This window comes from Myxococcus sp. CA040A, from assembly GCF_013336725.1.
In the GTDB taxonomy this organism is placed as follows: Bacteria; Myxococcota; Myxococcia; order Myxococcales; family Myxococcaceae; genus Myxococcus; species Myxococcus llanfairpwllgwyngyllgogerychwyrndrobwllllantysiliogogogochensis.
On sequence record NZ_JABUMR010000001.1, the window covers coordinates 135,492 to 158,126 of the forward strand.

The 22,635-nt window shown below is 67.8% G+C and carries 20 protein-coding genes; 1 reads left to right on the plus strand and 19 read right to left on the minus strand.

Annotated features, from left to right (window positions below; genetic code table 11):
* Positions 1 to 2: 2 nt before the first annotated feature.
* Positions 3 to 959, minus strand: a complete 957-nt coding sequence (locus tag HUA75_RS00555; protein ID WP_174485268.1) for a GNAT family N-acetyltransferase — start codon at positions 957 to 959, stop codon at positions 3 to 5.
* Positions 960 to 1,010: 51 nt separating this feature from the next.
* Positions 1,011 to 1,676, minus strand: a complete 666-nt coding sequence (locus HUA75_RS00560; RefSeq protein ID WP_174485269.1) for a hypothetical protein — start codon at positions 1,674 to 1,676, stop codon at positions 1,011 to 1,013.
* A 185-nt stretch (positions 1,677 to 1,861) separates the two neighbouring features.
* On the opposite strand from HUA75_RS00560, the gene HUA75_RS00565 reads away from it, so the two are divergent.
* On the plus strand, positions 1,862 to 2,866 hold the full coding sequence (locus HUA75_RS00565) for a DUF481 domain-containing protein (protein WP_174485270.1): 1,005 nt from the start codon (positions 1,862 to 1,864) through the stop codon (positions 2,864 to 2,866).
* A gap of 84 nt (positions 2,867 to 2,950) precedes the next feature.
* Here the strand turns inward: HUA75_RS00565 and HUA75_RS00570 are convergent, their stop codons facing one another.
* The 17 genes from HUA75_RS00570 to HUA75_RS00650 all read right to left on the minus strand — a co-directional run bounded on the left by HUA75_RS00570 (position 2,951) and on the right by HUA75_RS00650 (position 22,412).
* A complete protein-coding gene (locus HUA75_RS00570) occupies positions 2,951 to 3,409 on the minus strand; it encodes a cytochrome C oxidase subunit IV family protein (RefSeq protein ID WP_141646866.1) in 459 nt (152 codons plus the stop codon).
* A 13-nt stretch (positions 3,410 to 3,422) separates the two neighbouring features.
* Entirely contained in the window at positions 3,423 to 4,088 is a 666-nt protein-coding gene (locus tag HUA75_RS00575) for a cytochrome c oxidase subunit 3 family protein (RefSeq protein ID WP_141646865.1), read from the minus strand.
* Positions 4,078 to 5,745: a cbb3-type cytochrome c oxidase subunit I gene (locus HUA75_RS00580; protein ID WP_141646864.1), complete on the minus strand. Its 1,668-nt coding sequence runs from the start codon at positions 5,743 to 5,745 to the stop codon at positions 4,078 to 4,080. Before HUA75_RS00580 ends, HUA75_RS00575 begins: the two co-directional genes overlap by 11 nt.
* Positions 5,729 to 6,775 (minus strand): cytochrome c oxidase subunit II, encoded by a 1,047-nt coding sequence (gene coxB / locus HUA75_RS00585; protein ID WP_141646863.1) that lies wholly within the window; start codon positions 6,773 to 6,775, stop codon positions 5,729 to 5,731. Before coxB ends, HUA75_RS00580 begins: the two co-directional genes overlap by 17 nt.
* Positions 6,772 to 7,653 carry an SCO family protein gene (locus HUA75_RS00590; protein WP_141646862.1) on the minus strand — a complete coding sequence of 294 codons (882 nt, stop codon included), beginning with the start codon at positions 7,651 to 7,653 and terminating at the stop codon, positions 6,772 to 6,774. The genes coxB and HUA75_RS00590 overlap by 4 nt, the downstream gene beginning before the upstream one ends.
* Positions 7,654 to 7,688: 35 nt before the next feature.
* Entirely contained in the window at positions 7,689 to 8,150 is a 462-nt protein-coding gene (locus HUA75_RS00595; RefSeq protein WP_174477570.1) for a hypothetical protein, read from the minus strand.
* Entirely contained in the window at positions 8,147 to 9,382 is a 1,236-nt protein-coding gene (locus tag HUA75_RS00600) for a hypothetical protein (protein WP_141646860.1), read from the minus strand. The genes HUA75_RS00595 and HUA75_RS00600 overlap by 4 nt, the downstream gene beginning before the upstream one ends.
* On the minus strand, positions 9,379 to 9,972 hold the full coding sequence (locus HUA75_RS00605; protein WP_141646859.1) for a cytochrome c: 594 nt from the start codon (positions 9,970 to 9,972) through the stop codon (positions 9,379 to 9,381). The genes HUA75_RS00600 and HUA75_RS00605 overlap by 4 nt, the downstream gene beginning before the upstream one ends.
* Positions 9,969 to 10,514: a DUF3341 domain-containing protein gene (locus HUA75_RS00610; protein WP_141646858.1), complete on the minus strand. Its 546-nt coding sequence runs from the start codon at positions 10,512 to 10,514 to the stop codon at positions 9,969 to 9,971. The genes HUA75_RS00605 and HUA75_RS00610 overlap by 4 nt, the downstream gene beginning before the upstream one ends.
* Positions 10,515 to 10,518: 4 nt before the next feature.
* Positions 10,519 to 11,919 carry an NrfD/PsrC family molybdoenzyme membrane anchor subunit gene (gene nrfD, locus HUA75_RS00615; protein ID WP_141646857.1) on the minus strand — a complete coding sequence of 467 codons (1,401 nt, stop codon included), beginning with the start codon at positions 11,917 to 11,919 and terminating at the stop codon, positions 10,519 to 10,521.
* 2 nt (positions 11,920 to 11,921) lie between these two features.
* Positions 11,922 to 15,086 (minus strand): TAT-variant-translocated molybdopterin oxidoreductase, encoded by a 3,165-nt coding sequence (locus tag HUA75_RS00620; RefSeq protein ID WP_141646874.1) that lies wholly within the window; start codon positions 15,084 to 15,086, stop codon positions 11,922 to 11,924.
* Positions 15,083 to 15,745 carry a cytochrome c3 family protein gene (locus tag HUA75_RS00625; protein WP_141646856.1) on the minus strand — a complete coding sequence of 221 codons (663 nt, stop codon included), beginning with the start codon at positions 15,743 to 15,745 and terminating at the stop codon, positions 15,083 to 15,085. Before HUA75_RS00625 ends, HUA75_RS00620 begins: the two co-directional genes overlap by 4 nt.
* Before the next feature lie 492 nt (positions 15,746 to 16,237).
* Positions 16,238 to 16,603: an HNH endonuclease gene (locus HUA75_RS00630; RefSeq protein WP_141646855.1), complete on the minus strand. Its 366-nt coding sequence runs from the start codon at positions 16,601 to 16,603 to the stop codon at positions 16,238 to 16,240.
* Between the two features lies 1 nt (position 16,604).
* Positions 16,605 to 17,258 carry a ligase-associated DNA damage response endonuclease PdeM gene (gene pdeM, locus HUA75_RS00635; RefSeq protein WP_174485271.1) on the minus strand — a complete coding sequence of 218 codons (654 nt, stop codon included), beginning with the start codon at positions 17,256 to 17,258 and terminating at the stop codon, positions 16,605 to 16,607.
* Positions 17,228 to 19,801: a ligase-associated DNA damage response DEXH box helicase gene (locus HUA75_RS00640; protein WP_174485272.1), complete on the minus strand. Its 2,574-nt coding sequence runs from the start codon at positions 19,799 to 19,801 to the stop codon at positions 17,228 to 17,230. Before HUA75_RS00640 ends, pdeM begins: the two co-directional genes overlap by 31 nt.
* A complete protein-coding gene (locus HUA75_RS00645) occupies positions 19,788 to 21,383 on the minus strand; it encodes an ATP-dependent DNA ligase (RefSeq protein ID WP_174485273.1) in 1,596 nt (531 codons plus the stop codon). The genes HUA75_RS00640 and HUA75_RS00645 overlap by 14 nt, the downstream gene beginning before the upstream one ends.
* 3 nt (positions 21,384 to 21,386) lie before the next feature.
* On the minus strand, positions 21,387 to 22,412 hold the full coding sequence (locus tag HUA75_RS00650; protein WP_174485274.1) for a ligase-associated DNA damage response exonuclease: 1,026 nt from the start codon (positions 22,410 to 22,412) through the stop codon (positions 21,387 to 21,389).
* Between the last annotated feature and the right edge of the window lie 223 nt (positions 22,413 to 22,635).

Sequence of the window (22,635 nt, forward strand, 5' to 3'; positions counted from 1 at the left end):
CGTCACACCCAGAGCGCGCGGGAGAACGCCACACGCTCGGCGGGTGGCAGGTCAGGACGCAGGGGCCGCATCATGGGGAGCGAGCCATCTCGCGCCACGCGGAGGGCGCCGGGCACCCGCGCCACCCAGGGCAGGGTGGCGGGCTCCTCCCAGATGACCACGCGAGCCAGTCCCGCCCGGTGGGCCACGCCTCGCGCGGCTTCCAGCAGGGCGACGGCGTCCTCCACCGACTCCGCGTCGAGCAGCAGCACCACCAGCTCGCCATACCGGGCCATCATCGCCCACAGCGCGGAGGAGTTGCCCACCGTCGCGCCGCACGCCTCCGGGCGGGGCCGGTGCAGGAGCTCCGAGTAGATGCGCTCCCGCTCCAGATGCCAGTCCATCTGCGCGGCGCTCGGCCAGAGGAGGAAGGGCACGTCCGGACGCTGCGTCCTCGCCACGACTCCGGGCACGTCGCCGTCACATAGGAGCGCGTCCACCGCGTGCGTGGACAGGCCGCCGACAGCGGACAGCTGCCAGTCCCACGCGGGTGCCTCGTGATAGCCGGAGCGGCGGTAGAGCGCCGGGCCCACGTCGGAGAAGAGGAGGGCGGCGTGGTGGTTGGGAGACTCGTGCTCCAGTCGGGCGGCGACCTCGTCCATCAACCGCGTCGCATACCCGTGGCCCCGCAGCGCGGACTCGGTGAAGACGCTGGCGATGGCCTGGCTGACGCCGCGCGTGGCCACGCCGTCGGGGCCTCGCAGGTAGCTGTCCGTGTGGAACGTCTCGCACGAGGCCAACACCTGGCCCGCGTCGTCGAGCCACAGCCAGGTGCGCATCCCCTCCCGACACCAGGGGTGGGCGCGCAGTCGCAGCTCTCGCTGGTGGAACTGCTCCACGGAGAGCGGCGAGCCCCAGGCGGCGTGGGTGACGCGGTCCCGTTCGGCTTTCTGCGCATCGGTGGCGAGGGCCAGGTGCATGTCACGCCAACGTAGCGCCACCCAGGCGTCCGGCGCATCCACCCGGAAGGCTTACAGGTGCGTGGTGTATGGGAATCGGACGTGGAGCTGGAGGTACGCCTGGCCCACATGGAAGATGCCATCGCGCACCCGGTCCGGCAGGCCCAGGCTCCCCAGCGACTGGGGAACGTAGAGCGCGGACTCCCAGCCCAGGCTGACGAGGAAGTTCTTGGAGAATTGCAGCTCCAGGTCCACGCCCAGCTCGGCGCCCGGCCGCAGGAAGTGCGTATTCGCCAGCGTGTCCGAGTACAGATAGGCATACGTCAGCAGGAGGCCGCCTCCCACGGAGAACCGCACCGGCCCCGAGCTCAATGGCAGGCCCAGTCCCAGGGGCTTCCAGGTGACGCCATACATGCCGGTGTTCTTCAGCTTGGGGGAGATGATGAACGAGTCGGGGATGAAGATGGACGGGGAGATGCGGACCTCGTCCACGCTCTTCGCGTACTTGCGATAGCGCGTGGGAATGGCGCGCTGGTTCTTCTTCAGCCAGTCCTTGTCCAGCACCGCCTCCACGGAGAGCTTCACGCCGGTGTGGATGGGCTGGTCGTCGAAGACGGGCCCGAAGAACATGTACGCGGCGGGCCCCACGCCCACGTCCACGGGGACGGTGACGCGCTGGGCGGCGGCCAATGCGGGCAGAAGCAGCGTGCACAGCAGCGCGACTCGGGCGGTGCTCATGAAATGCGAATCTCCTGGGTGTAGCGGGCCCCCCCTGGAATTAAGCACAACCACGACAATCAACCATTGCCGCACGCTGCGTGTTTGAAGCAGGAAGGGAGCCGCGCCGGCCCCGGGGGCGGCAAAGGACGCATGGTGCTCTCCGGGACTCTGTCCGCCGGCACCGCGAAGACCTTGGAGAACCGATGCTTTCCGCAGCCCTCTTGATTGCCACGTCCCTGCAGGCCCAGACGCCCGCGCCGACTGCTCCCGCCCAGGAGCCCGCCCCGCAGGCCGCTCCGGTCGCCGCCACGCCGGAGGAGCGCATCGCCGCCGCCGCCGAGCGCGCGGCCGCCGCCGCCGAGCGCGCCGCCGAGGCCAGTGCCCGCGCCGCCGAGGCCGCCGAGCGCGCCGCTGGCATCGCCGCCGGCGCCACGCCCGCGAAGCCGGCTGATGCTGACGCAGCCGCCGCGGCCGCGGCCGCCGCGAAGAAGAAGGAGGAGTGGGACATCGTCGTGGGCCTGGGCCTCATCTCCCTGACGGGCAACGCCTCCACCCTGACGTTCAGCGGTCTGGCCAGCGCGTCGCGCACCACCGAGCACTGGATTTATGGCGTGAAGGCCTTCGGCAACTACGGCCGCAGCCGTCCGCCGGAGGTGTCGGGGGAGGAGGCGGAGTCGCAGCTGGTGGCCCTCAACGCGGGCGTGGAGCTGCGCGGGGACCGGCGCTTCACGAAGATGCTCAGCGGCTACCTGCTGGCGGGCGCGCTGACGGACCACGTGGGCAGCGTCGAGTCGCGGACCTCCGGCGAAGGCGGTCTTGGCGTCCTCTGGTGGGACGAGAAGTCGAAGGACGAGCGTGAGTCCTACCTGCGCACGGACCTCGCCTTCCGCTACGCGCGCGAGACGCGCTTCCAGTACTACCCGTCGCGGATGGACCTGCCGGACGTGGACCTGGGCGGCCCGCGCTTCGGCGTGGCCTTCCGCTACGGCATCACCAAGGAAGTCCTCCTGAAGGAGGACGCCGAGGTGCTGCTGAGCGTCATCGGTGACTCCCGCGTGCTGGCCAACAGCCAGACGCAGCTCTCCGTGGGCCTGACCGAGTCGCTGTCCCTGGGCGTCAGCTTCCTGGTGAAGCACGACAGCAAGCCGCCCGAAGGCAAGGTGTCCACGGACACCGCGCTGGCCTTCAACCTGGAAGTGGCGCTGTAACCGGACAAAAGCAACGCGGCGCCGGGGAAGTCTCCCTCGGCGCCGCGCGGTTGAAGCAGGGGCCTTATGAAAGGCCCCGGGATGTCAGTGGTGCCCGGGTTCCGGAGTCTCGGGGGTGTCCTTCGTCTGGTGCGGCCTCAGCCCACCGCCGAACCGGCCGCGCTGCGCGCCCGTGCCGATATCGGGGGGCTGCAGGTCGCTGTACTGCGAGCCGGGCGGGTTGGCGCCACGGAAGCGGGTGCCGAAGTCCGCGAGCGGGATGATGAGCATCAGCACCACGAAGACGATGGAGACGCCAAAGACGATGCGGTTGGCGCCCCGGTGCTCGGCCAGGTGCATGAAGTACAGCGTGACGAGCGTGCCCTTCACCGTGGCGATGACGAGCGCGAGCAGCAGGCCGAAAGACGGCAGGTGCATGCGGCCGGTGACGACGGTGACGACGGTCAACACCAGCAGGACACCCCAGATGAGCCAGTAGCGGCCCGCTCCGTGGTGCGCGTGCATGTTCTTCTCTTCCTGATGGGATTCGTTGGCGATGGCCATGGTGGTGTCGCCCTCAGACCAGGTACAGCATGGGGAACAGGAAGATCCACACCAGGTCGACGAGGTGCCAGTACATGCTGCCCAGCTCGACCATCGTGTAGTTGTTGGGGCCGAAGTCCTTCTTCTTGAACGCCCGGACCATCGCCACCGCCAGCACCGTCATGCCGATGATGACGTGCAGCGCGTGCAGCGCCGTCGAGCAGAAGTAGACCGTGAAGTAGAGGGTGATGCCGGGCATCTGCATCCCCTCGTAGAAGTAGTACCGGCCCGGCAGCGTCCCGATGTGGAACTTGTGCGCGTACTCGAAGTACTTGATGACGAGGAAGCCCACCGCCATCACGAGGGTCAGCGCGAACATCACGCCCACCATCTTGTTCTTCCCCTCCTTCGCGTAGTGCACCGCGAGCGCCGCGGTCAGCGAGGAGGTGATGAGGACGATGGTGTTCACCGTGCCCATCGTCAGGTCCAGGCTGCGGCTGCCCGCCGCCCACGCTTCCGGGAAGAGGAAGCGGTAGCAGCCGTAGCAGACGAACAGGCCGGCGAAGAGCAGGATTTCCGTCGCCAGGAACAGCCACATGCCCAGACGGGCGGCATGGTTCTGCACCTCGAGCGACGCGAAGTGTTCCGCCAGGCGCGGCACGTTGGCCGTGCCGTCGGCGGTGTGGGCGCTAGACTGCATCGGGAACCTCGGCCTTCTTCGGGTCGACGTAGAAGTGGGGCTCCTCGGGGAAGGTCACCTGCGGGCCCACGAAGTTGTGCGTCGGCGGAGGCGACTCGCTCACCCACTCGTAGCCCTTGCTGCGCCACGGGTTCTTGCCAGAGGCCTCGCCGAACACCAGCGCGTACGTCAGGTAGCACGCGATGATGATGAAGCCGAAGGCGAGCAGCGACGCGCCCGCGGTGGAGGCCACGTTCAGGGCCTGGAAGCGCTCCGGGTAGTCATAGTACCGGCGCGGCATGCCGTTGTTGCCCACCAGGAACTGGGGGATGAACGTCGCGTTGAAGCCCAGGATGATGAGCGCCGCGGACACCAGGCCCCATCCCTCGTGGTACGTCTTCCCGAACATCTTCGGGAACCAGTAGTGGAGGGAGGCCAGGAAGGCCATGATGGTCGCTCCCACCATGATGAAGTGGAAGTGGGCGACGACGAAGTAGGTGTCGTGCCACGGGACGTCCAGCGACACCGTGCCCAGCGCGATGCCCGTCATGCCACCGAACACGGTGAAGAACAGGAAGCCGCAGAAGTAGGCGAACGGCGTCTTGAAGTCGACGGCGCCCTTATAGACGGTGCCCACCCAGTTGAAGACCTTGATGGCGGTGAACACACCCACCAGCATGGTGAGCACGCCGAACACGCCCGCGTCGAAGGTCGACTGACCGGACACGAACATGTGGTGGCCCCAGGCGAAGAAGCCGACGAAGGCGATGCCGAGGCTGGAGTACGCCACCGCGCGGTAGCCGAAGATGTTCTTGCGGCTGTACGTGCTGACAATCTCGCTCATCACGCCGAAGGCGGGCAGCACCATGATGTACACGGCCGGGTGGCTGTAGAACCAGAACAGGTGCTGGAAGAGCACCGGGTCGCCGCCGCGCGCCGGGTCGAACATGCCGAAGCTGAACAGGTTCTCCACCGCGACCAGCACCGTCAACAGACCGATGACCGGCGTCGCGAGCACCTGGATGCAGCTGGTGGCGTAGATGGCCCAGACGAACAGGGGCATCTTGAACCAGGTGATGCCGGGCGCGCGCATCGTGTGGCAGGTGACGATGAAGTTGATGCCCGTGGCGATGGAGCTGAAGCCGATGATGAACGCGCCGAACATCACCGGCGCCACCGTCGTCGTCGTGTGCGTGCTGTACGGGGTGTAGAACGTCCAGCCCGTGTCCAGGCCGCCGTTGAGCATGCCCCAGAGCATGAACACGGCGCCCGTCAGGTAGATGTAGAACGAGGCGAGGTTCAGCCGGGGGAAGGCCACGTCCTTGGCGCCCAGCATCAGCGGCAACATGAAGTTGCCGAAGACGGCCGGAATCGCCGGAATCATGAACAGGAAGATCATCACCAGGCCATGGAGCGTGAACGTACGGTTGTACGTCATCGCGTCCATGATGGTCGGACCCGGCGTCAGCAGCTCCACCCGGAGGAGCATCGCGAAGATGCCGCCCACGAGGAAGAACAGCAGGATGAAGAACAGGAACATCACGCCGATGCGCTTGTGGTCCACCGTCAAGAGCCAGCTCTTGATGGTGGTGCCATCCACCAGATAGCTCGGGTGGTCGTCGTGGTGCTCGTCGTGCGGGGCGGCCCCCGCCGTATCGAGGCTACTGGATGGGGTCATAGGCGGGTCCCTCGGAGGCGCCCTCGCGGACGTTCGGAGTGCGAAGCGACTTGATGTACTCGACGATGGCGGCCGTCTCGGGGCCCTGCAGCTTGCCCTGATACGTCGGCATCACATTCTGGTAGCCCGACACCAGGTGGGCTCCAGGGTCCATCATCGACTGGGTGATGTAGGCCTCGTCCACGCGGATGGTCTGTCCGTCATCCAGCTTCTCCACGCGGTCATACATGCCAACGAAGGTGGGGCCGATGTGCGCCGAGCCATCCACCGAGTGGCACTTCAGGCAACCCTGCGTCCCGGCCAGCACCTGGCCCTGGTCCACCATGCGCGCCACCGGCGGCACCAGCGAGGTGTCCGCGAGCGCGTCCTGGCGGTCCTGCAACCGGCCGCGGCGCTGGTCCTTGATCCAGACGTCGTACTCCTCCTGGGGGAGGACCACGACCTCCGCGAGCATCTTCGAGTGCGACAGGCCGCAGTACTCGGTGCAGAGCACCTGGTACGTGCCGGGCTTGGTCGCCTCGAACCAGATCTGCGTGTAGCGACCCGGCAGCGCATCCATCTTGATGCGGAAGGCCGGCACGTAGAACGAGTGCAGCACGTCCCGGGAAGTGATGAGCAGTCGCACCGGACGGTTGGCCGGGACGTGAAGGACGTTCACGCCGTTGGGGCCCTCCGGGTAGGCGAACTTCCACATCCACTGCTTGCCCATGACGTAGACGTCCATCGCGTCCTTGGGCGGCGTGGTGACCCAGGTGAAGTCCCTGAAGCCAATACCGAACCAGGCCAGGAAGAACACCAGCGGCACGGAGACGAAGAGGAACTCCGTCTTCAGCGTGGGGACGACGTACTCGGTTGCCTGGTCGGGAATCCGCCGGCGGTACCGGAAGAACATGAACAGCGCCGCGAGGCCAACGCCAGCCGACATCACCATCGTCGTTCCCACGACGAAGTGGTGCAGCAGGTCGACCCGTTCCGCGAACGTGGACGCGCTCTCCGGGAGGAACAGAAGGTTGTTGAGAAGCTCGCTCATGCCGCCGCGCCTTTCTTCAGCTCGCGCCTCCAGAAATAGATCAGCATCGTCGCCAGGGCGAGGAAGACAGCCATGCCGCCCAGGCGGATGAACCCGAAGATGTAGAAGCCATACCGCCGGGTCGCGGTGTCATACTTGAAGCAGGACATCACCACGCGGTCGAAGCTGGTTCCGACGCGGCCACCGGCCGCCTCCAGCAACGCCAGCTTCATGTCCTTGGCGGGGAAGTCCGTCCCGTACAGATACCGGGAGATGCTCCCCTCCGGCGTGAGCACCATCACCACCGCGGGGTGGGCGTACTGCTTCGTGCTCGCGTCATACGTGTACTTGAAGCCCACCGCGTCGGCGATGCGGTGGATCTGCTCGTCGGTGCCCGTGAGGAAGTGCCAGGGCGCGCTCTCCGGCTTCCCCATGGACTGAAGGTGCTTGCGCCGGCGCTCGTTGCTCATCGCCGGGGTGTCTTCGGGGTCGACGCTGATGGTGACCGCTTCGTAGTCGCGGCCCAGCTCCAGCCCCAGCTCCCGCATGGACTTCACCTGGGCGTTGAGCACCAGGTTACAGAGCATGGGGCAGTTGTAATAGACGAGCGTCAACAGGGTGGGGAGTGTCTTGGGCAACACCGAGCCCAGCGTCACGTCCTGGCCGTTCACGTCGATGAAGCGGGTCGTCAGGGGCACCGGTTCACCCAGGTGCTCCTCCACGTCCACACCCTTGAGCTGCGGGGGCGCGTCCTGCTGTGCTTCAACGATGGCGCGGGGCGTCTTGCCCCCACCCGGCATCGCGGAGGCCGGGAGCGCCGTGGCGACGAGCAGCGCCACGACGGCGAGCATCCCCCGGCGCGGGGCACACGGGGAGATGTAGGAGAGGATGGACATCATCGCGGACGGCTCTTACGCGAGGCAGGTGAGGGAAGCTACTGCCGCGGCGCCGGAGTGGGCTCCGGAGCCGGCGGCGGGGCGGGCGCGGGAGGCGCCGGGGGCGGGTTGCGGCTCTTGGCGATGACGGACTTCATCGCCTCGTCCAGGTTGGGGTGCGCCTTGACGCCCGGCTGGTCGCCCCAGCCGGCCTGCAGGGCCTGCTGCTGGCCGCCAATCTTCTCCTCGGCGTGCCAGTCCTGCTCGAACAGGCGCTGGTTGACGATACCCACCTCGTACTGCCCCATGGCCGCCGGACGCGGAGGAGGACCGTCCGGCTGGGCCTCCTTCATGGTGCGGACCTGGATGGCGTACGCCCAGACGATTCCCACCGCGAAGATGACGAGCGAGCCGGCGCCAATGCCCACCACCTTGCTCATCACGATGTGGTCTTCCTCGGCGGCCACACCGTGGGCGCCGACGATGACACGCGACTCGAGCTCAACCTGGGTCTTCTTCATGGCTGCACGTACCTCAGGGACTCCGCGATGTAGGGGTCCTTCACCGGCATCGTGTAGTTGTTGCGCGCGTTCATCAGCGCGAAGCCCACCGCGATGCCACCCACACCCAGGAACGCGGTGATGAGCGTCCAGTGGAAGGTGGGGCCGTTGGTCCCCGTCAGCGCCGGCCAGATGAGCCAGTACAGGTCCACCGCGTGAATGGCCAGCAGGTAGACGGCCACCACCGACAGCTTGCGGGGCTGCAGCTTCAGATTCCGTGACAGCAGCACGAAGAACGGCAGCACGAAGTGGCCGAAGAACAGGGCGATGGACATCGGCTTCCACGCGCCGAAGATGCGCAGGCCGTACCAGGGCGCCTCTTCCGGGATGTTGGCGATCCACACCAGCATGAACTGGGAGAAGGCGATGTAGGCCCAGAATGCCGTGAAGGCCAGCATCAGCTTGCCCAGGTTGTGGAAGTGGGCGGGCGTCACCACGTTGCCGTAGAGGTCCTTGCCCCGGGCGTTGGTGGTGGCGATGGTCAGGATGCAGAAGGCGGCGAGGAAGCTGCCCGCGAAGTAGTAGACGCCGAAGATGGTGGACTGCCACAGCGGCGTGAGGCTCATCAGCCAGTCAAACGACGCGAAGGTGATGGTCAGCGCCAGGAAGGGGAGGATTCCGGGGGAGAAGCGGCGCATGCGCACCGTGAGGTCCAGCCCGCCTTCCGCGTCCTGCTTCAGGCTCAGCCCGCGCAGCTTCCACGCCGCGAAGGCCCACACCACGAAGTAGATGACATGGCGCACGAGCGTGAACTTCCAGTTCAGGTAGCCGTGCTCCTTGTGCGACAGGTGCTCGGACTCCAGGCCGGTGATGGCGGCGCGCAGCGGCGAGCCCGGCCACCAGGGGTACAGGTAGCCCGCCATGAGAATCACGGGGATGATGAGCAGGATGAAGACGGGGACCGCGGACGCGCCCGTCTCCATGGTGCGCCGCAGGACGATGAGCCACTTGGCCTTCGCCGTGTGGAAGATGGCCACCATGATGAGGAAGGCCACGCTGATGCCCACCCAGTAGACGAAGGCGAGCAGGTAGCTGTGGGCGGCCGCACCCTTGGCATAGGCATCGCTCGAGGCGAAGAAGCCGGCCAGGGTGGCCAAGAGGCCCAGGGCGCCCAGGCCGAACGCCGGCACCATCAACTTCGGCGTGCCGGTGTAGCGCTCCAGGGGGGCTGAGGCTTCGGCTGCGGGGGTCATCGGTTCTCCTGCGGAACGGGCTGCTGCCCGCCCGTACGGGTGTTGCGGGCTTCCTGAAGGGCTCGCACGTAGGCGACCACGGCCCAGCGCTCGCGCACGTCGAGCTCACCAGAGAAGGACGGCATCACGCCGTAGCCCTCGTTGATGGCCGTGTAGAAGTGGCCCGCTGCCTTGCTCTCCAGCTCCAGCAGGGACGGCGGCAGGCGCAGGGCCATGTTCTCCGCCACCACGCTGTTGCCGTCGCCGAGCACGCCATGGCACTGCGAGCAGACGATGTTGTACTTCTTCTGACCCAAGCTCAGCAGGCCCTGGTCCACCGTCACGGGGATGGTGGCCACGGGTTGGCCGTTGGCGCGGCCGCTGAGGGCCGTCTGCCGGGCGACGGGGTCCTTGAGCTCCGGGAGCTTGTCGAAGCGCTCGCGGGGCACCGTTCCGGCCGGGGGCGTGCGCATGGCACGGCCGTCCGCCCAGAAATCAGAGGCCTCGTAGTACTCGTACTTGGCCTGGTGCTCCATGCGCTGGAGGAACTCCGAGGGGACGTCGCAGCCCGACAGGGCGACGAGTCCGGCGGCGGGGATGAGCCACCTCATTCCTTCTCTCCCGTGACGACGGTCACCTGGGTGGCACCCAGGGCCTTGAGCTGGTCAATGACGGCCGCGGCGTCCTGGCCCGTCGCATGCGGCACGCTCAGCCAGAAGCCGTGCGTGGACGCGGTGCGGAAGGCGTCGGACTCGAAGACGGGGTGGTACGGCTGCGGCAGCCGGCTCAGCCCCAAGAGGCCGAAGAAGATGCCGAACGCGGCGAACAGCACGCTCAGCTCGAACGTAATCGGCACCCACGCCGGCAGGGACAGGAGCGGACGACCACCGATGTTCAGCGGGTAGTCGTACGTGTTCATCCAGGTCTGCATGGCGAGCGCCGTGGTCAGGCCCGTGAGCCCACCGCACAGCGCGATGAAGGGGACCTTCGAGGGGGGCAGGCCCAGGGCCTCCGAGCCGCCGTGCAGCGGGTACGGAGAGTAGGTGTCCATCCCCTGGAAGCCCTTCTCCCGCATCTGACGGGTGGCATCCACGAGGACATCTGGCGTCTCGAACTCGGCCAGCACCCAGGAATCGAGGACAGTGGCTTCCATGACTCTAGTGCGCTCCGTGGGATTTCTGGTGGGCGGCGTGCTTGAGCTCCAACTGCAGCTCCTTCACTTCGCTGATGGCCACCGCGGGCACGAACTTCAGGAACAGGAGGAACAGGGTGCCGAACAGGCCCAGCGTGCCGATGTAGATGCACCAGTCCACCCAGGTCGGGGTGTAGATGCCCCACGAGGATGGCAGGAAGTCCTGGCTCAGCGACGTCACGATGATGATGAAGCGCTCGCACCACATGCCGATGTTCACCGCGATGGAGGCCACCCACATGATGGGCACGCTGGTGCGGCACTTCTTGAACCAGAAGATGTTCGGGGTGATGACGTTGCAGGCAATCATCAGCCAGTACACGCCGGCGTAGGGGCCCGTGGCGCGGTTCACGTAGAAGGTCCAGAACTCGAACTGGTTCTGCGAGTACCAGGCGATGAAGTGCTCCATCATGTACCCGTAGGACACGATGAGGCCCGTCGCGAGGATGACCTTGTTCATGTTCTCCAGGTGGCGGTCCGTAATCACGTCCCGCAGACCCAGGTACTTTCGCGCCGGGACGATGAGCGTAATCACCATCGCGAAGCCGCTGAACACGGCGCCGGCCACGAAGTAGGGCGGGAAGATGGTCGCGTGCCAGCCGGGCAGCAGGGACACCGCGAAGTCGAACGAAACGATGGTGTGCACCGAGACGACGAGCGGCGTGGAGAGGCCGGCCAGGAGCAGGTAGGCGATCTTGTAGTTGTGCCAGTGCCGACCGGAGCCGCGCCAGCCGAGCGCGAACAGGCCGTAGATGGTGCGCTGGAGCTTCGTCTTGGACGAGTCACGCAGCGCGGCCAGGTCCGGGATGAGGCCCACGAACCAGAACAGCGCGGACACCGTGAGGTACGTGGAGATGGCGAACACGTCCCACACCAGCGGGGAGCGGAACTGCGGCCACGCGCCCAGGGTGCTGGGGTAGGGGAACAGCCAGAAGGCGAACCAGGGACGGCCGGTGTGCAGCAGCGGGAACAGACCGGCGCACATGACGGCGAACAGCGTCATGGCTTCCGCGAAGCGGTTGATGCTCGTGCGCCACTTCTGCTGGAAGAGCAGGAGGATGGCGGAGATGAGCGTACCGGCGTGGCCGATACCGACCCACCAGACGAAGTTGATGATGTCGAACGCCCAGCCGACCGGCTGGTTGTTGCCCCACACGCCGATGCCTCGGGCGAGCGTGTAGGTGACGCCGACGACGAGCAGACCCAACGCGCTGAGCGTCAGGCCGAAGAGCATGAACCAGCCCTTGCCCGGCTTGCGCCAGACATGGTCCAGCAGCGTCTCGTTGAGGGACTTGTCGTCGTGGTGCGGCGGGATGAGGTCCCGGGGCTCAAGCGGATCGAGCGGGGTGGCGGCGGTCTCGGCCATGATTAGTGGCTCCCTTCCTTCGTCGCGGCCTTGGCCGGCTCGAGGGCGGTATTCGGGTTGCGCACGCGGATGAGGTGCGAGGTGCGCGGACGGGTGCCCAGCTCGTGCAGGAGCTTGTAGGCCCGGACGTCCTCGGTGAGCTGGGTGACGAGCTGGTTCTCGTCATTCAGCGAGCCGAAGACGATGGCCTGGGCGGCGCACGTCTGCTGGCACGCCGTCTTGAGGTCCGCTTCCTTGATGAGGTGCTTGTTGACGCGCGCGTCGATGCGGGCGCGCTCGATGCGCTGCACGCAGTACGTGCACTTCTCCATGACGCCGCGGTTGCGCACCGTGACGTCCGGGTTCATCAGCATCTTCTCGGTGGCCGTCTTGCCCGCGGTGTAGTGCAGGTAGTTGAAGCGGCGGACCTTGTACGGGCAGTTGTTGGAGCAGTACCGCGTGCCGACGCAGCGGTTGTACACCATGTCGTTCAGGCCCTCGTCCGAGTGCACGGTGGCGTTCACCGGGCACACGTACTCGCAGGGGGCCTTCTCGCAGTGCACGCACATCACGGGCTGCATGACCATCTTCGGGTCGTTCTCGGGACCCTCGAAGTACCGGTCGATGCGCAGCCAGTTCATCTCACGGCTGCGGCCCACCTGCTCCTTGCCCACGACGGGGATGTTGTTCTCCGCCTGGCAGGCCACCACGCACGCGCTGCAGCCCGTGCAGCGGGACAGGTCGATGGCCATGCCCCACTTGTAGCCCTTGGAGTAGTCGAAATCGACGAGGTTGTCCTGGATGCCCGGCTTCAGCTCGCCCTTCACGCGGTGCAGGGTGTGCTGCGTCTCCGTGGACGGGTGCTCCAGCTCGGAGATGGGCATGTCCAGCGCGATGGGGCGGTTCTCCATGCGCCAGTGCGTCTGCGTCAGGCTGAACTTGTAGCTGCCGCGCACCTTGGTGAGCGTGGCGCCGCCGTCGAACCAGGGGTTCTTGCTGGTGCGAATCGGGTTGACGTTGAAGCCCACGCCCTTGGCGACCTGCTCATGCAGCCCGTTGCGGCCGTAGCCCAGGGCGATGGTCACCGTGTTGTCGGCGTGGCCCGGAACCACCCACACCGGCACCGTCAGCTTCTGGCCGTTGTAGGTCAGCTCCGCCATGTCGCCGGGGGCGAGGTTGAGCGCCTTCGCCGTGTCCGGACCCAGCAGGGCGGCGTTGTCCCAGACCATCTTGGTGATGGGCTCGGGCAGCTCCTGCAGCCAGGAGTTGTTGGCGAAGCGGCCGTCGTAGACCTTGTAGTCGTTGACGAAGTTCAGCTCGAGGTCACCCGAGGCCGGGGGCGTGTAGCCCGCGACCAGCGAGGCGGCGGCGCCGAAGTCCGGCGAGCCCGCGACGGGGTTGGACGCGGTGTTCTCGATGAAGCCCTGGGCGACCCAGGACTCCCAGCGGGCCTCGAAGTCCGCCGCGTTCGCCGTCTGCCCGCGCCAGTAGTCGCGCAGGAGCTGGTAGGCGGGGCGGAAGGGCTCGTCCAGGAACATGGCGAGCAGCTCCGACTCCGGCATGCCGTTGAAGAGCGGCTGGATGAGCGGCTGGGCGATGGAGACGGTGCCCTCCACCGAGCGGCCGTCGCCCCACGTCTCCAGCGGGTGCGCCGCGGGGATGAACCAGTCGACGTGCGCGCTGGTCTCGTCCTCGTAGAGCGCCGTGTAGAGGACGTTGAGCCTGGCGCGAGCGGGGTGGTCCTTGCTGAGCACCTTGCCCAGGCCCACGTCGTCCGGCAGCGTGAAGACGGGGTTGTAGGCGGTGATGACCAGCGTGTCGACGCGGCCGGCCTCGATGTCCTGCACCAGGGTGCGGACCTCGGACATGCCCGTCGCTTCCGCGATGGGGGCCTGGATGTAGCGGACCGTCTTGTCGCCGTTGCCGAGCGCGTTGTTGATGGCGTGGGCCAGCGCGTGGACCGCGGCGGGCTGACGCTCACCCGCGATGACCAGCGACCGGCCGGGACCGGCGGCGCGCAGGTCGGAGGCGACCGCCTGCACCCAGTTGCCCAGCTCACCGCGCAGCGGCGACTTCGCGGCCGCGGCGCCCGCCAGGGAAGCGGCGCTGCCACCGATGGCCTGGGCCACCGCGGCGGCGAGGCCGAGGACTTCCTGCGACTTCAGGCGCAGGCGGTGGTCCGCCATGCCGCCGGTGATGGAGAAGCGGGCCTCCGCCATGTAGAGGCGGTTGAGCTTGCCCTTGCGCGGGTCGCGACGGTCCGCGAACTCGCGGATGTTGCGCAGGTTGCCCGGGCAGCTCTCCAGGAAGTCCGCGTCCAGCGACAGGACGATGTCTGCCTGGGAGAAGTCGTACAGCGCGGCCACGTGCTGCCCGCCGAACAGGGTGCGCAGCGTCTCCGCCTGCGTGTCCTGGTTGGACGAGGCGCTGTGGAAGCGCGCGTTGGGCAGCTTCTTGATGATGTGGTTGCGCAGGTCGCTGGTCAGCGGCGAACCCACCGCCTCCGTGAGGAAGCGAACGCGCGAGCCACCGTTCTCCGAGGCGGACTTGCCGACCAGGGACGCGATGGTCTCGTTGAGCACGCGCTGGGCGCGGGGCGTCTTGCCCTGGCGCAGCACACGCGCGCGGCTCGGGTCATAGAGCGACAGCAGCCACGCCTGCTCGAAGGTGCAGGCGGCGCCCTGGTTGACCGGGTGGTCCGGGTTGCCCTCGACCTTCACCGGGCGACCCTCGCGGGCGGTGATGAGCAGGCCGGAGGTGTGACCGGACAGCGTCATCGCGGACGCGTAGTGCAGGGGGTTGCCGGGAGTCACTTCCGGCGGCGTCTTCGTGTACGGCAGCAGCTTCTCGTCCGCGGGACGGGTGCTGCAGGCCGTGGCGCCGGCCAGGGCCAGCGACGCGCCGAGCAGCTGCATGAACTCGCGGCGGATGAAGCCCGTGGGGGGCAGGTCCGCGCCCACGGGGAACTCCGGGCGGGACTCCTCCATGTACTCGGAGGTGCCCAGCTTCTCCTCGAGGCTGCGCCAGTACGACTGGCCGTAGCCGTGCTCGGCGGAGTCGGCGTTCGCTGCGGCGTGCTCCAGTGCCTCACCGACGGCGTCAGGCGCCGCGGCGGGCCGGTCCGACACGACCGGGAGCGCGAAGGAAGAGGATTCCTGCGACGGCGCGCCGTCGCGCTTCGTGTTCATCGGTGGCATGTGGAGCAGCTCGTGCGCGAGTGGACGTCGTACTCATCCTTCAGCTTCTCGCCGAGCGCGATGGCCTCGGCCTTGTCCGACGGCGGAGTCCACGTCATCGACGTGATGAACTCCGAGGGCCGCAGGTGCGGCTCGGGATTGCGGTGACACTCCAGACACCAGGCCATGGTGAGCGGAGCGAACTGCTCCACCGCGCCCATCTGGTCGATGCGGCCGTGACAGCTGGCGCATCCCACGCCCTTGTTCACGTGGATGGCGTGGTTGAAGTAGACGAAGTCCGGCAGGTTGTGGACGCGGACCCACTGGATGGGTGAGTCGGCGAAGAAGGCCTTGCGCACCTCGGTGAGGTACGGGCTCTTGTTCCACACCTGGGCGTGGCAGGACATGCACACGGTGGTGGACGGGATGCCCGCGGAGGGCGCCTTGTCCACACTCCAGTGGCAATACTGGCAGTCGATCTTCTCGTCCCCCGCGTGGTGCCGGTGGTCGAATTCGATGGGCTGCTCGATGGGCATCTGCTGGTTGGTGACGTACGGAGACCGTACGTAAGCCATGAGGCCGCCGATACCGATGGCGGGCACGGCAAGAAGCGCCGCGGCGGACAGCCGAGACACCGTGTTCGTCCAGCGTGGAAACAGAGGGCCGCTCATACCAGGACCATGGGCAAGGGGGCTTCTACAACTGCGGTGACAGAAGAAGAGGAAGAGGCGCGGATGTGGCCGAACGCGAGAAGCGGCGGGGCGATCCCGGCCCCGTCGGGGCGGGGGGGCGGCTCCTGGCACGCGGAAGGCGAAGCAGTCACGTCCAACGAAACCTCTATGGATGTTGCCGCGGGCAGGTCCCTCCTCCAGGCCCAACCCAACGCGGCGCGGGACCATCGACCATCGACACCGCAGTGTCAACCATTCTGATGTTGTGGCCGTGGGATACCACTTCCTCGCGCGGAGGCGGGAAATCGCGGTCCGGAGGTGATGAATCTCTCTTCTGGCGGGAGGAAGCGACGTTGAGCCTTTGCCCCTCCACGGTGGATCATCGCGCGCCCTCGGATGGCTCGGCGTGATGCTCACGCGACGTATGGGCAGACCTGCGCGCGGGTTCAGCTTCGGACAGAGACATGTCGTCGACCGAGACTTGCGACAGGCTTACTCGGAGTCCGCGCCGTCGGGCTCCCGCCAGCGCTGTTTTCGGCGGGTGAGCAGCTTCTCCACCAGCTCCCGGGCGCGCGCGTCCCGGTGGTAGTTCGGGTCATGCCGGCGGCCCTTGCCCTGGTTGCAGCGGGCGCAGGCCAGGCCCAGGTTCTCCGGCGCGTCCGTCCCTCCGGCCGTCCGAGGGAGGATGTGCTCGATGGTGGCCCGGCTGATGGGCTCGCCATCCAGCCCCACCACGAGATGCGCGTTGCAGTGCAGGCACTTGCCCAGCCAGGCCTCTCGGCCCCGGTGCTCGGTGCGCTCGAAGGTGGTGTCCGTGGCGATGATGCCCAGAATCCTGCGGCGCTTGGAGTCGCTCATCCTACACCTCGACCACGGAGGGGCCGGCGAGGGCGAAGACACGCTCCCCGGGCCGGCGCTTCAGGTCGAGCCCGCCGGTGAACGCGCTGAAGGCGGGGAGCACGCCCACCTCTCGCCCCAGATGGAAGCATGGGAGACGGAGGCGGTCCGCGCCAGCCGCCAGCCTCACGGTGGGGTGGAGATGACCGGCCCACACGTACCGGCCCGCTGAGGGGGTGGGGTGGTGGGCGAAGCGGAAGGGGCCCTCATCCAGGTGGGACTCGTGGACGTCCAGGTGCCACTCCGCTGGCAGGGGTCCCGCGCGGAGGTCATGGTTGCCCCGGACCAGCACCAGCTCCACGTCGGCGTGGGAGGCGCGCCAGTCCGCGAGCCTTCGGATGAGCGCGGGGGTGAGGCCTTCCCTGGAGTGGACGAGGTCTCCCAGGACGAGCAGCCGACGGGCGCCCGTGGTGGTGAGCGCCGAGGACAGGCGGGCCAGGTCGTCCTCGAGCACCCCCAGGGGAAGGGGGATGCCGTGTTGTTGGAAGCTCTCCGTCTTGCCCCAGTGCAGGTCGGCCACCGCGAGCGTGCGGGCTTCGGGCCAGTGCAGGGCTCGTTCTGGAAGAAGCTCCAGCGGGGTGCCGCCTACGCGGACCTGGCATCGTCTCGCGTCCATCGCTCCTTCATTCGCTCCACCCGCTCCAGCAGGGACTCGCTGGAGAGGCTCGCGCTGATGCGCTCGACGACGAGCGGAAAGGCCAGGGGCGTGGGCCTCCGGACATGGAGCAGCTCCAGGGGGCTCGACTCCAGGCGTTCCAGCGCGCGCTCCAGGCGGCCCTGCTCGAACTGCTGCTCCAGCACCTCGCGGCGGGCCTGGGTGAGCAGCAGGTGCCCCGGGTCATAGCGGGCGAAGACATCATGGAGGAGGGCGGCGCTCGTCTGTACCTGCCGCGTGGATTTGCGCGCTCCGGGGAGCCCGGGCAGCACCAGGCCCGCAACGCGGGCGATGTCCCGGAACTGACGCTTCGTCAGCTCGCCCACGTTGACGCTCTCGAGGACATCTTCCACCAGGCGCTCGCGCGTGAAGAGGCGGGGGTGCAGGGCTTCTTCGAAGGGAAAGGGTGCGGGGCTGAGCAGCTCCAGGCCGTAGTCATTCACGGATACACTGAAGGTGGCCTTCTGGAGTCGCGTCAGCCGCAGTGCGAGCAGGGCCGCGAGTCCTTCGTGCACCCGTCGTCCCTCGAAGGGATAGAGGAAGAGGTGGTGCCCGTCGCGCGTCTGACACATCTCCGCCAGCAGCGAGCCCGCAGCGGGGATGCGCGACAGTCGCTCCTGGGCCTCCAGGATGGGCCACGCGGCGGCGAGCTCGTCGGAGGTGACGTCGCCGTGGCGCGCGGAGTCGAGGGTGCGGCGGACGGCGGCGGCCAGTGAGGTGGACAGTGGAAGGCGACTGCCGCCCCAGCGCGGGGTTCGCGTCACCTTCGATTTCGCGGGCCGCACATACGCGGTGAGACCCTGGAGTCGGCCGAGCTCCAGCTTCTTGCCGGCGAACTGGAAGGTGTCTCCCGGGCGCAGCCGGCTGACATAGGACTCCTCCACGCTGCCCAACCGTCCCCCGCTCCAGTAGCGCAGCTCCACCACGGCGTCGGAGCTGATGGTGCCGATGTTGAGGCGGTGCAGCCGGGCGACGCGGGCGTCCTTCACGACGAAGCGTCCCTCGTGCTCCTCGACTCGGCGGAACTCCGGGTAGGCGGTCAGCGTGGGGCCGCCTTCACGGACCAGCGTGAGCGTCCAGTCGAACTCCTCATCGGTGAGGTCCGCGTAGGCCGCGGCGCCGCGCACCTCATGGCGCAGGGCTTCTCGGGTGAAGCCGCCTCCGAGCGCGCATGTCACCAGATGCTGGGCCAGCACGTCCAAGGGCTTGGTGGGAGGCTCGCGCGGCTCGACTTCCTTGCGTGCGAGGGCCTCCCGGGCGGCGGCCATCTCCACCAGTTCGAGTGCGTGCGTGGGAACGAAGAGGATGTTGCATGTGGCCTCGGGGCGGTGGTCTCCACGTCCCGCGCGCTGGAGCGTTCGACCGATGCCCTTGGGGCTGCCCACCTGCACCACCCGCTCGACGGGGCCGAAGTCCACGCCCAGGTCCAGCGACGAGGTGCACACGACGATGCGCAGGGAGCCGTCCTTGAGTCCGCGCTCCACGCGCTCCCGCTCGTCACGGTCGATGGACCCATGGTGCAGCGCGAGCAGGTGTTCCCACTCGGGACGCGCGAAGCGCAGGCCCTCGAACCAACGCTCCGCCTGGGAGCGCGTGTTGGTGAAGATGAGCGTGGATTGCGCCGGGTCCAATCGCGCGGCGACGCGGGCCAGCATGGTGAAGCCCAGATGTCCCGCCCATGGAAAGGTGTCCACCTCGTCCGGCAGCAATGTCTCCACGTCCACCGGGCGCTCCAGGTCCGCGCTGACGAGGGTGGGGCGGACGCGGGTGCCGACCGCGTGTCGGGCGGCTTGCTCCAGGTTGGCCAGCGTGGCGGACAGCGCCCAGGTGCGCATGCGTGGCGCGAAGCCTCGCAATCGCGCCAGGGCGAGCTCCGTCTGCGTGCCTCGCTTGGAGCCAAGCAGCTCGTGCCACTCGTCCACGATGACGGCGCGCAGCGAGGAGAACAGCTCCGGTGCGCGCTCGTTCGACAACATCACCGAGAGCGACTCCGGTGTGGTGATGAGCACTTCGGGAAGGCGCTGCCGTTGTCGCTGTCGCACCGAGGAGGAGGTGTCTCCGGTGCGGCTCTCCACTTCGAGGTCCGCATCCAGCACGCTCAGCGGCTCGCGAAGGGCCTGCTCCACGTCGCGTGACACCGCGCGAAGCGGCGTCACGTAGAGAATCTGGAGCCCCTTTTCTCCGTGCTCGGCCACCTCCGCCAGCGGCGCGAGATAGGCGGCGTACGTCTTTCCCGCGCCCGTGGGGACATGGATGAGCCCACTGTCCCCGCGCGCATACGCGGCCCAGGCTTCCTCCTGGAAGGCGTAGGGCGTCCAACCCTTCGACGTGAACCAGCCGCGAAGTCGCTCCATGGGAGGGCTTCTCACGGCCGGAGGTGAGCGCGCTCCTGGGCGAGGTTTCTTCCTCCGCGGGGGCGCGGGAGTCGATGCCGTGTCGCCATGGCGTGCCTTTCTCCTGGCCTGGAGTTGGGCTCGGAGCGAGGGCGACCTACGCGCCGGCATGGAGCAGCTCCTTGAGCGAGTCCAGCGAGTCGGCGTCCCCTGGTTTCTTGTCCGTGCGCCAGCGGGCGATGCGAGGGAAGCGCAGCGCGACGCCCGACTTGTGGCGGGGTGACTTCTGGATGCCCTCGAAGTGCAGCTCGAAGACCTGCTCGGGCTCCACCGAGCGCACCGGTCCAAACTTCTCGCGCGTGTGCGCGCGAATCCACCGGTCCAGTCGGCCAATCTCTTCGTCCGTGAGGCCCGAATACGCCTTCGTCACCGGCAGCAGGTCCGTGCCGTTCCACACGGCGAAGGTGTAATCGGTGTACAGCGAAGATCGTCGGCCGTGTCCCGGATGCGCGTAGAGCAGCACCGCGTCCACGGTGAACGGGTCGATCTTCCACTTCCACCAATCGCCACGCTTGCGCCCCGTGAGGTACGCGGAGCTCGAACGCTTGAGCATGAAGCCCTCGACGTTCCGCTCACGTGCCTCGCTTCGAGTGTGCGCCAGGGCCTCCCACGAGGACGCCTCCACGGCGGGGGACAGCGGGAAGGCGGGATGGTGCTTGAGCAGCGCGGCCAGTCGCTCGCGACGCTCGCGCAGCGGCAGCGCCCGCAGGTCCTGTCCGTCCTGTTCCAGCAAATCGTAGGCGATGAACGCGGCGGGAGCCTCCGCGAGCACCCGGGGCGTCAGCTTCTGCCGACCGATTCGACGCTGGAGCCGCGCGAAGGGCAGGGGCTTGCCGTCCTCGTACGCCAACACCTCGCCGTCCAGCACCGTGCCTTCGGGGAGGGCCTTCGCCGCGTCGGTGATTTCGGGGAAGCGGTCGGTGATGAGCTCCTCTCCCCGACTCCAGAGATAGACGTCGCCCCGCCGATGGATGAGCTGGCCTCGAATGCCATCCCACTTCCATTCGACCAGCCACTCGGAGAGGTCGCCCAGGGACTCCGGCGGTTGCTCCAGGGGAGACGCCAGATAGAACGGATACGGGCGCGAATGGTGCCCATCCGAGACGTCCGGCGAGACGAGCTGCTGGAAGAACTCCTTCGAGGGCGTCCAGGTCCCCATCAACCGGTGCGCGACGTCCGGCGCGGGAAGCCCCGCCACCTTCGCGAGTGCGCGAACCACCAGGGTGGATGAGACGCCCACGCGCAGCTCCCCGGTGAGCATCTTGTTCAACAGGAAGACTTCGCGCCGGGGCATCGACAGCCACCAGGACACCACCTGCTCGCGCTGCGCTGATACCTCCAGCTCACGCAAGGGCACGAGTCGCTGGGTGAGCCACAGCGACAGCGGGAGTTCTTCCGGTGCGCTCGGTCGCTCCAGGTTGTCCAGCAGCAGGGCGATGACTTCCGCCAGGTCCCCGACGGACGCGTACACCTCCGCGAACAGCCAGTCGGGAATGCCCGTCAGCTCCTGGGTCCATCCCACCAGCAGCTTCGTGGTGAGCAGTCGCTTCAGCTTCTGTCCCGTGAGGAAGTACAGCGCCCACGCGGCGTCTTCGGGGGGCGCTTCCTGGAAGTAGCGCGTGAGGGCCTCCACCTTCGCGTTCGTGGAGGTGGTCTGGTCCAGGCGTTCGTACAGGTCCGCGAGTCGTCGCATGGGTCAGTCCTCCGCCTCGCCCTCGAACGGGGTCGCCAGTGGGGATGCGTCCACGCCTTGCTCGCGGAGGTAGCGCGCCAGGGGCTCGGCGGAGCCGTGTGTCGTCAGCACCCGCTCCGCGCCTGTGTCCGCCACCGTGCGCAGCAGCGCGGGCCAGTCCGCATGGTCCGACAGCACGAAGCCCCGGTCGAAGCCTCGTCGCCGCCTGTTGCCGCGCACGCGCATCCAGCCCGAAGCGAAGCCTGTCTCCGCCTCGCCGAACCGCCGCATCCAGGTGGAGCCGCCCGCGCTCGGAGGCGCCAGCACCAGCGCGCCCGCGAAGGACGTGCCCTTCTCCACCTCCGATACGAGCTGCGTGGGCAGCATCTTCACGCCCGCGTCCCGGTAGGCCTCCACCAACCCGTGCAGCGCGCCGTGGATGAAGGCGGAGCGGTCCGTCAGTCGCGCCAGCTCCGCGAGGATTCGCTGGGCCTTGCCCAGGGCGTAGCAGAACAGCACCGCCGAGCGTCCCACCGCGCGATTCGCGTCCCACCACCGCAGCATGTCCTCCGCCACTTCGCGCGCATCGTCCCAGCGGAAGATGGGCAGGCCGAACGTCGCCTCGGTGATGAAGGTGTGGCAGCGCACCACCTCGAAGGGCGCGCACGTCGGGTCCGCCGCCCGCTTGTAGTCGCCAGAGACGACCCACACCTCGCCCTGGTGCTCAAGGCGAACCTGCGCGCTCCCCAACACGTGGCCCGCGGGGTGGAAGCTCACGGTGACGTCGCCGAGCTTCAGCGACTCGCCATACTCCAGGGTGTCGATGTGTGAGTCGGCGCCCACTCGACGTCGCAGCAGGGCCTCGCCCGCTCGGGTGCCCAGGTATCGCTGGTGGCCCGAGCGCGCGTGGTCCCCATGCGCATGGGTGATGAGCGCCCGTTCCACCGGACGCCAGGGGTCGATGTGGAAACCTCCAGGCTCACAATAGAGCCCGTGGGGCGTCACTGTGACGAGCGGCCTTCGGGCCTGGAAGGAGACGGAGGCGTCCACGGTCCTTCAGAAATAACGAGGGCTTCCGAGCGCGACTACCGGGGTGCGCAGGCCTCTTACCCGCCCTGGTTCCTGGGATGGTCGCCAGCCGCCCGGTCATCACTCCCCGCCTTGACGGCTTCACCGGGAATGGCGGCCCAGGGGCTCGCCGATGGTCCTCGCCGGGACACGTCCGCCGCGCTACACCGAGGACCGCGCTACGGGAGCGCGGCTTGCGTGCGCT

Coding starts and splice junctions, on each gene's coding strand:
- HUA75_RS00645 (WP_174485273.1), bottom strand. CDS start 21,383: ATGCGACGACTCGCGGACCTGTACGAACGCCTGGACCAGACCACCTCC.
- HUA75_RS00630 (WP_141646855.1), bottom strand. CDS start 16,603: ATGAGCGACTCCAAGCGCCGCAGGATTCTGGGCATCATCGCCACGGAC.
- HUA75_RS00570 (WP_141646866.1), bottom strand. CDS start 3,409: ATGGCCATCGCCAACGAATCCCATCAGGAAGAGAAGAACATGCACGCG.
- HUA75_RS00620 (WP_141646874.1), bottom strand. CDS start 15,086: ATGAACACGAAGCGCGACGGCGCGCCGTCGCAGGAATCCTCTTCCTTC.
- HUA75_RS00560 (WP_174485269.1), bottom strand. CDS start 1,676: ATGAGCACCGCCCGAGTCGCGCTGCTGTGCACGCTGCTTCTGCCCGCA.
- HUA75_RS00605 (WP_141646859.1), bottom strand. CDS start 9,972: ATGAGGTGGCTCATCCCCGCCGCCGGACTCGTCGCCCTGTCGGGCTGC.
- pdeM (WP_174485271.1), bottom strand. CDS start 17,258: ATGGACGCGAGACGATGCCAGGTCCGCGTAGGCGGCACCCCGCTGGAG.
- HUA75_RS00610 (WP_141646858.1), bottom strand. CDS start 10,514: ATGGAAGCCACTGTCCTCGATTCCTGGGTGCTGGCCGAGTTCGAGACG.
- HUA75_RS00565 (WP_174485270.1), top strand. CDS start 1,862: ATGCTTTCCGCAGCCCTCTTGATTGCCACGTCCCTGCAGGCCCAGACG.
- HUA75_RS00600 (WP_141646860.1), bottom strand. CDS start 9,382: ATGACCCCCGCAGCCGAAGCCTCAGCCCCCCTGGAGCGCTACACCGGC.
- HUA75_RS00590 (WP_141646862.1), bottom strand. CDS start 7,653: ATGATGTCCATCCTCTCCTACATCTCCCCGTGTGCCCCGCGCCGGGGG.
- HUA75_RS00640 (WP_174485272.1), bottom strand. CDS start 19,801: ATGCCGGCGCGTAGGTCGCCCTCGCTCCGAGCCCAACTCCAGGCCAGG.
- HUA75_RS00575 (WP_141646865.1), bottom strand. CDS start 4,088: ATGCAGTCTAGCGCCCACACCGCCGACGGCACGGCCAACGTGCCGCGC.
- coxB (WP_141646863.1), bottom strand. CDS start 6,775: ATGAGCGAGCTTCTCAACAACCTTCTGTTCCTCCCGGAGAGCGCGTCC.
- nrfD (WP_141646857.1), bottom strand. CDS start 11,919: ATGGCCGAGACCGCCGCCACCCCGCTCGATCCGCTTGAGCCCCGGGAC.
- HUA75_RS00580 (WP_141646864.1), bottom strand. CDS start 5,745: ATGACCCCATCCAGTAGCCTCGATACGGCGGGGGCCGCCCCGCACGAC.
- HUA75_RS00595 (WP_174477570.1), bottom strand. CDS start 8,150: ATGAAGAAGACCCAGGTTGAGCTCGAGTCGCGTGTCATCGTCGGCGCC.
- HUA75_RS00625 (WP_141646856.1), bottom strand. CDS start 15,745: ATGAGCGGCCCTCTGTTTCCACGCTGGACGAACACGGTGTCTCGGCTG.
- HUA75_RS00555 (WP_174485268.1), bottom strand. CDS start 959: ATGCACCTGGCCCTCGCCACCGATGCGCAGAAAGCCGAACGGGACCGC.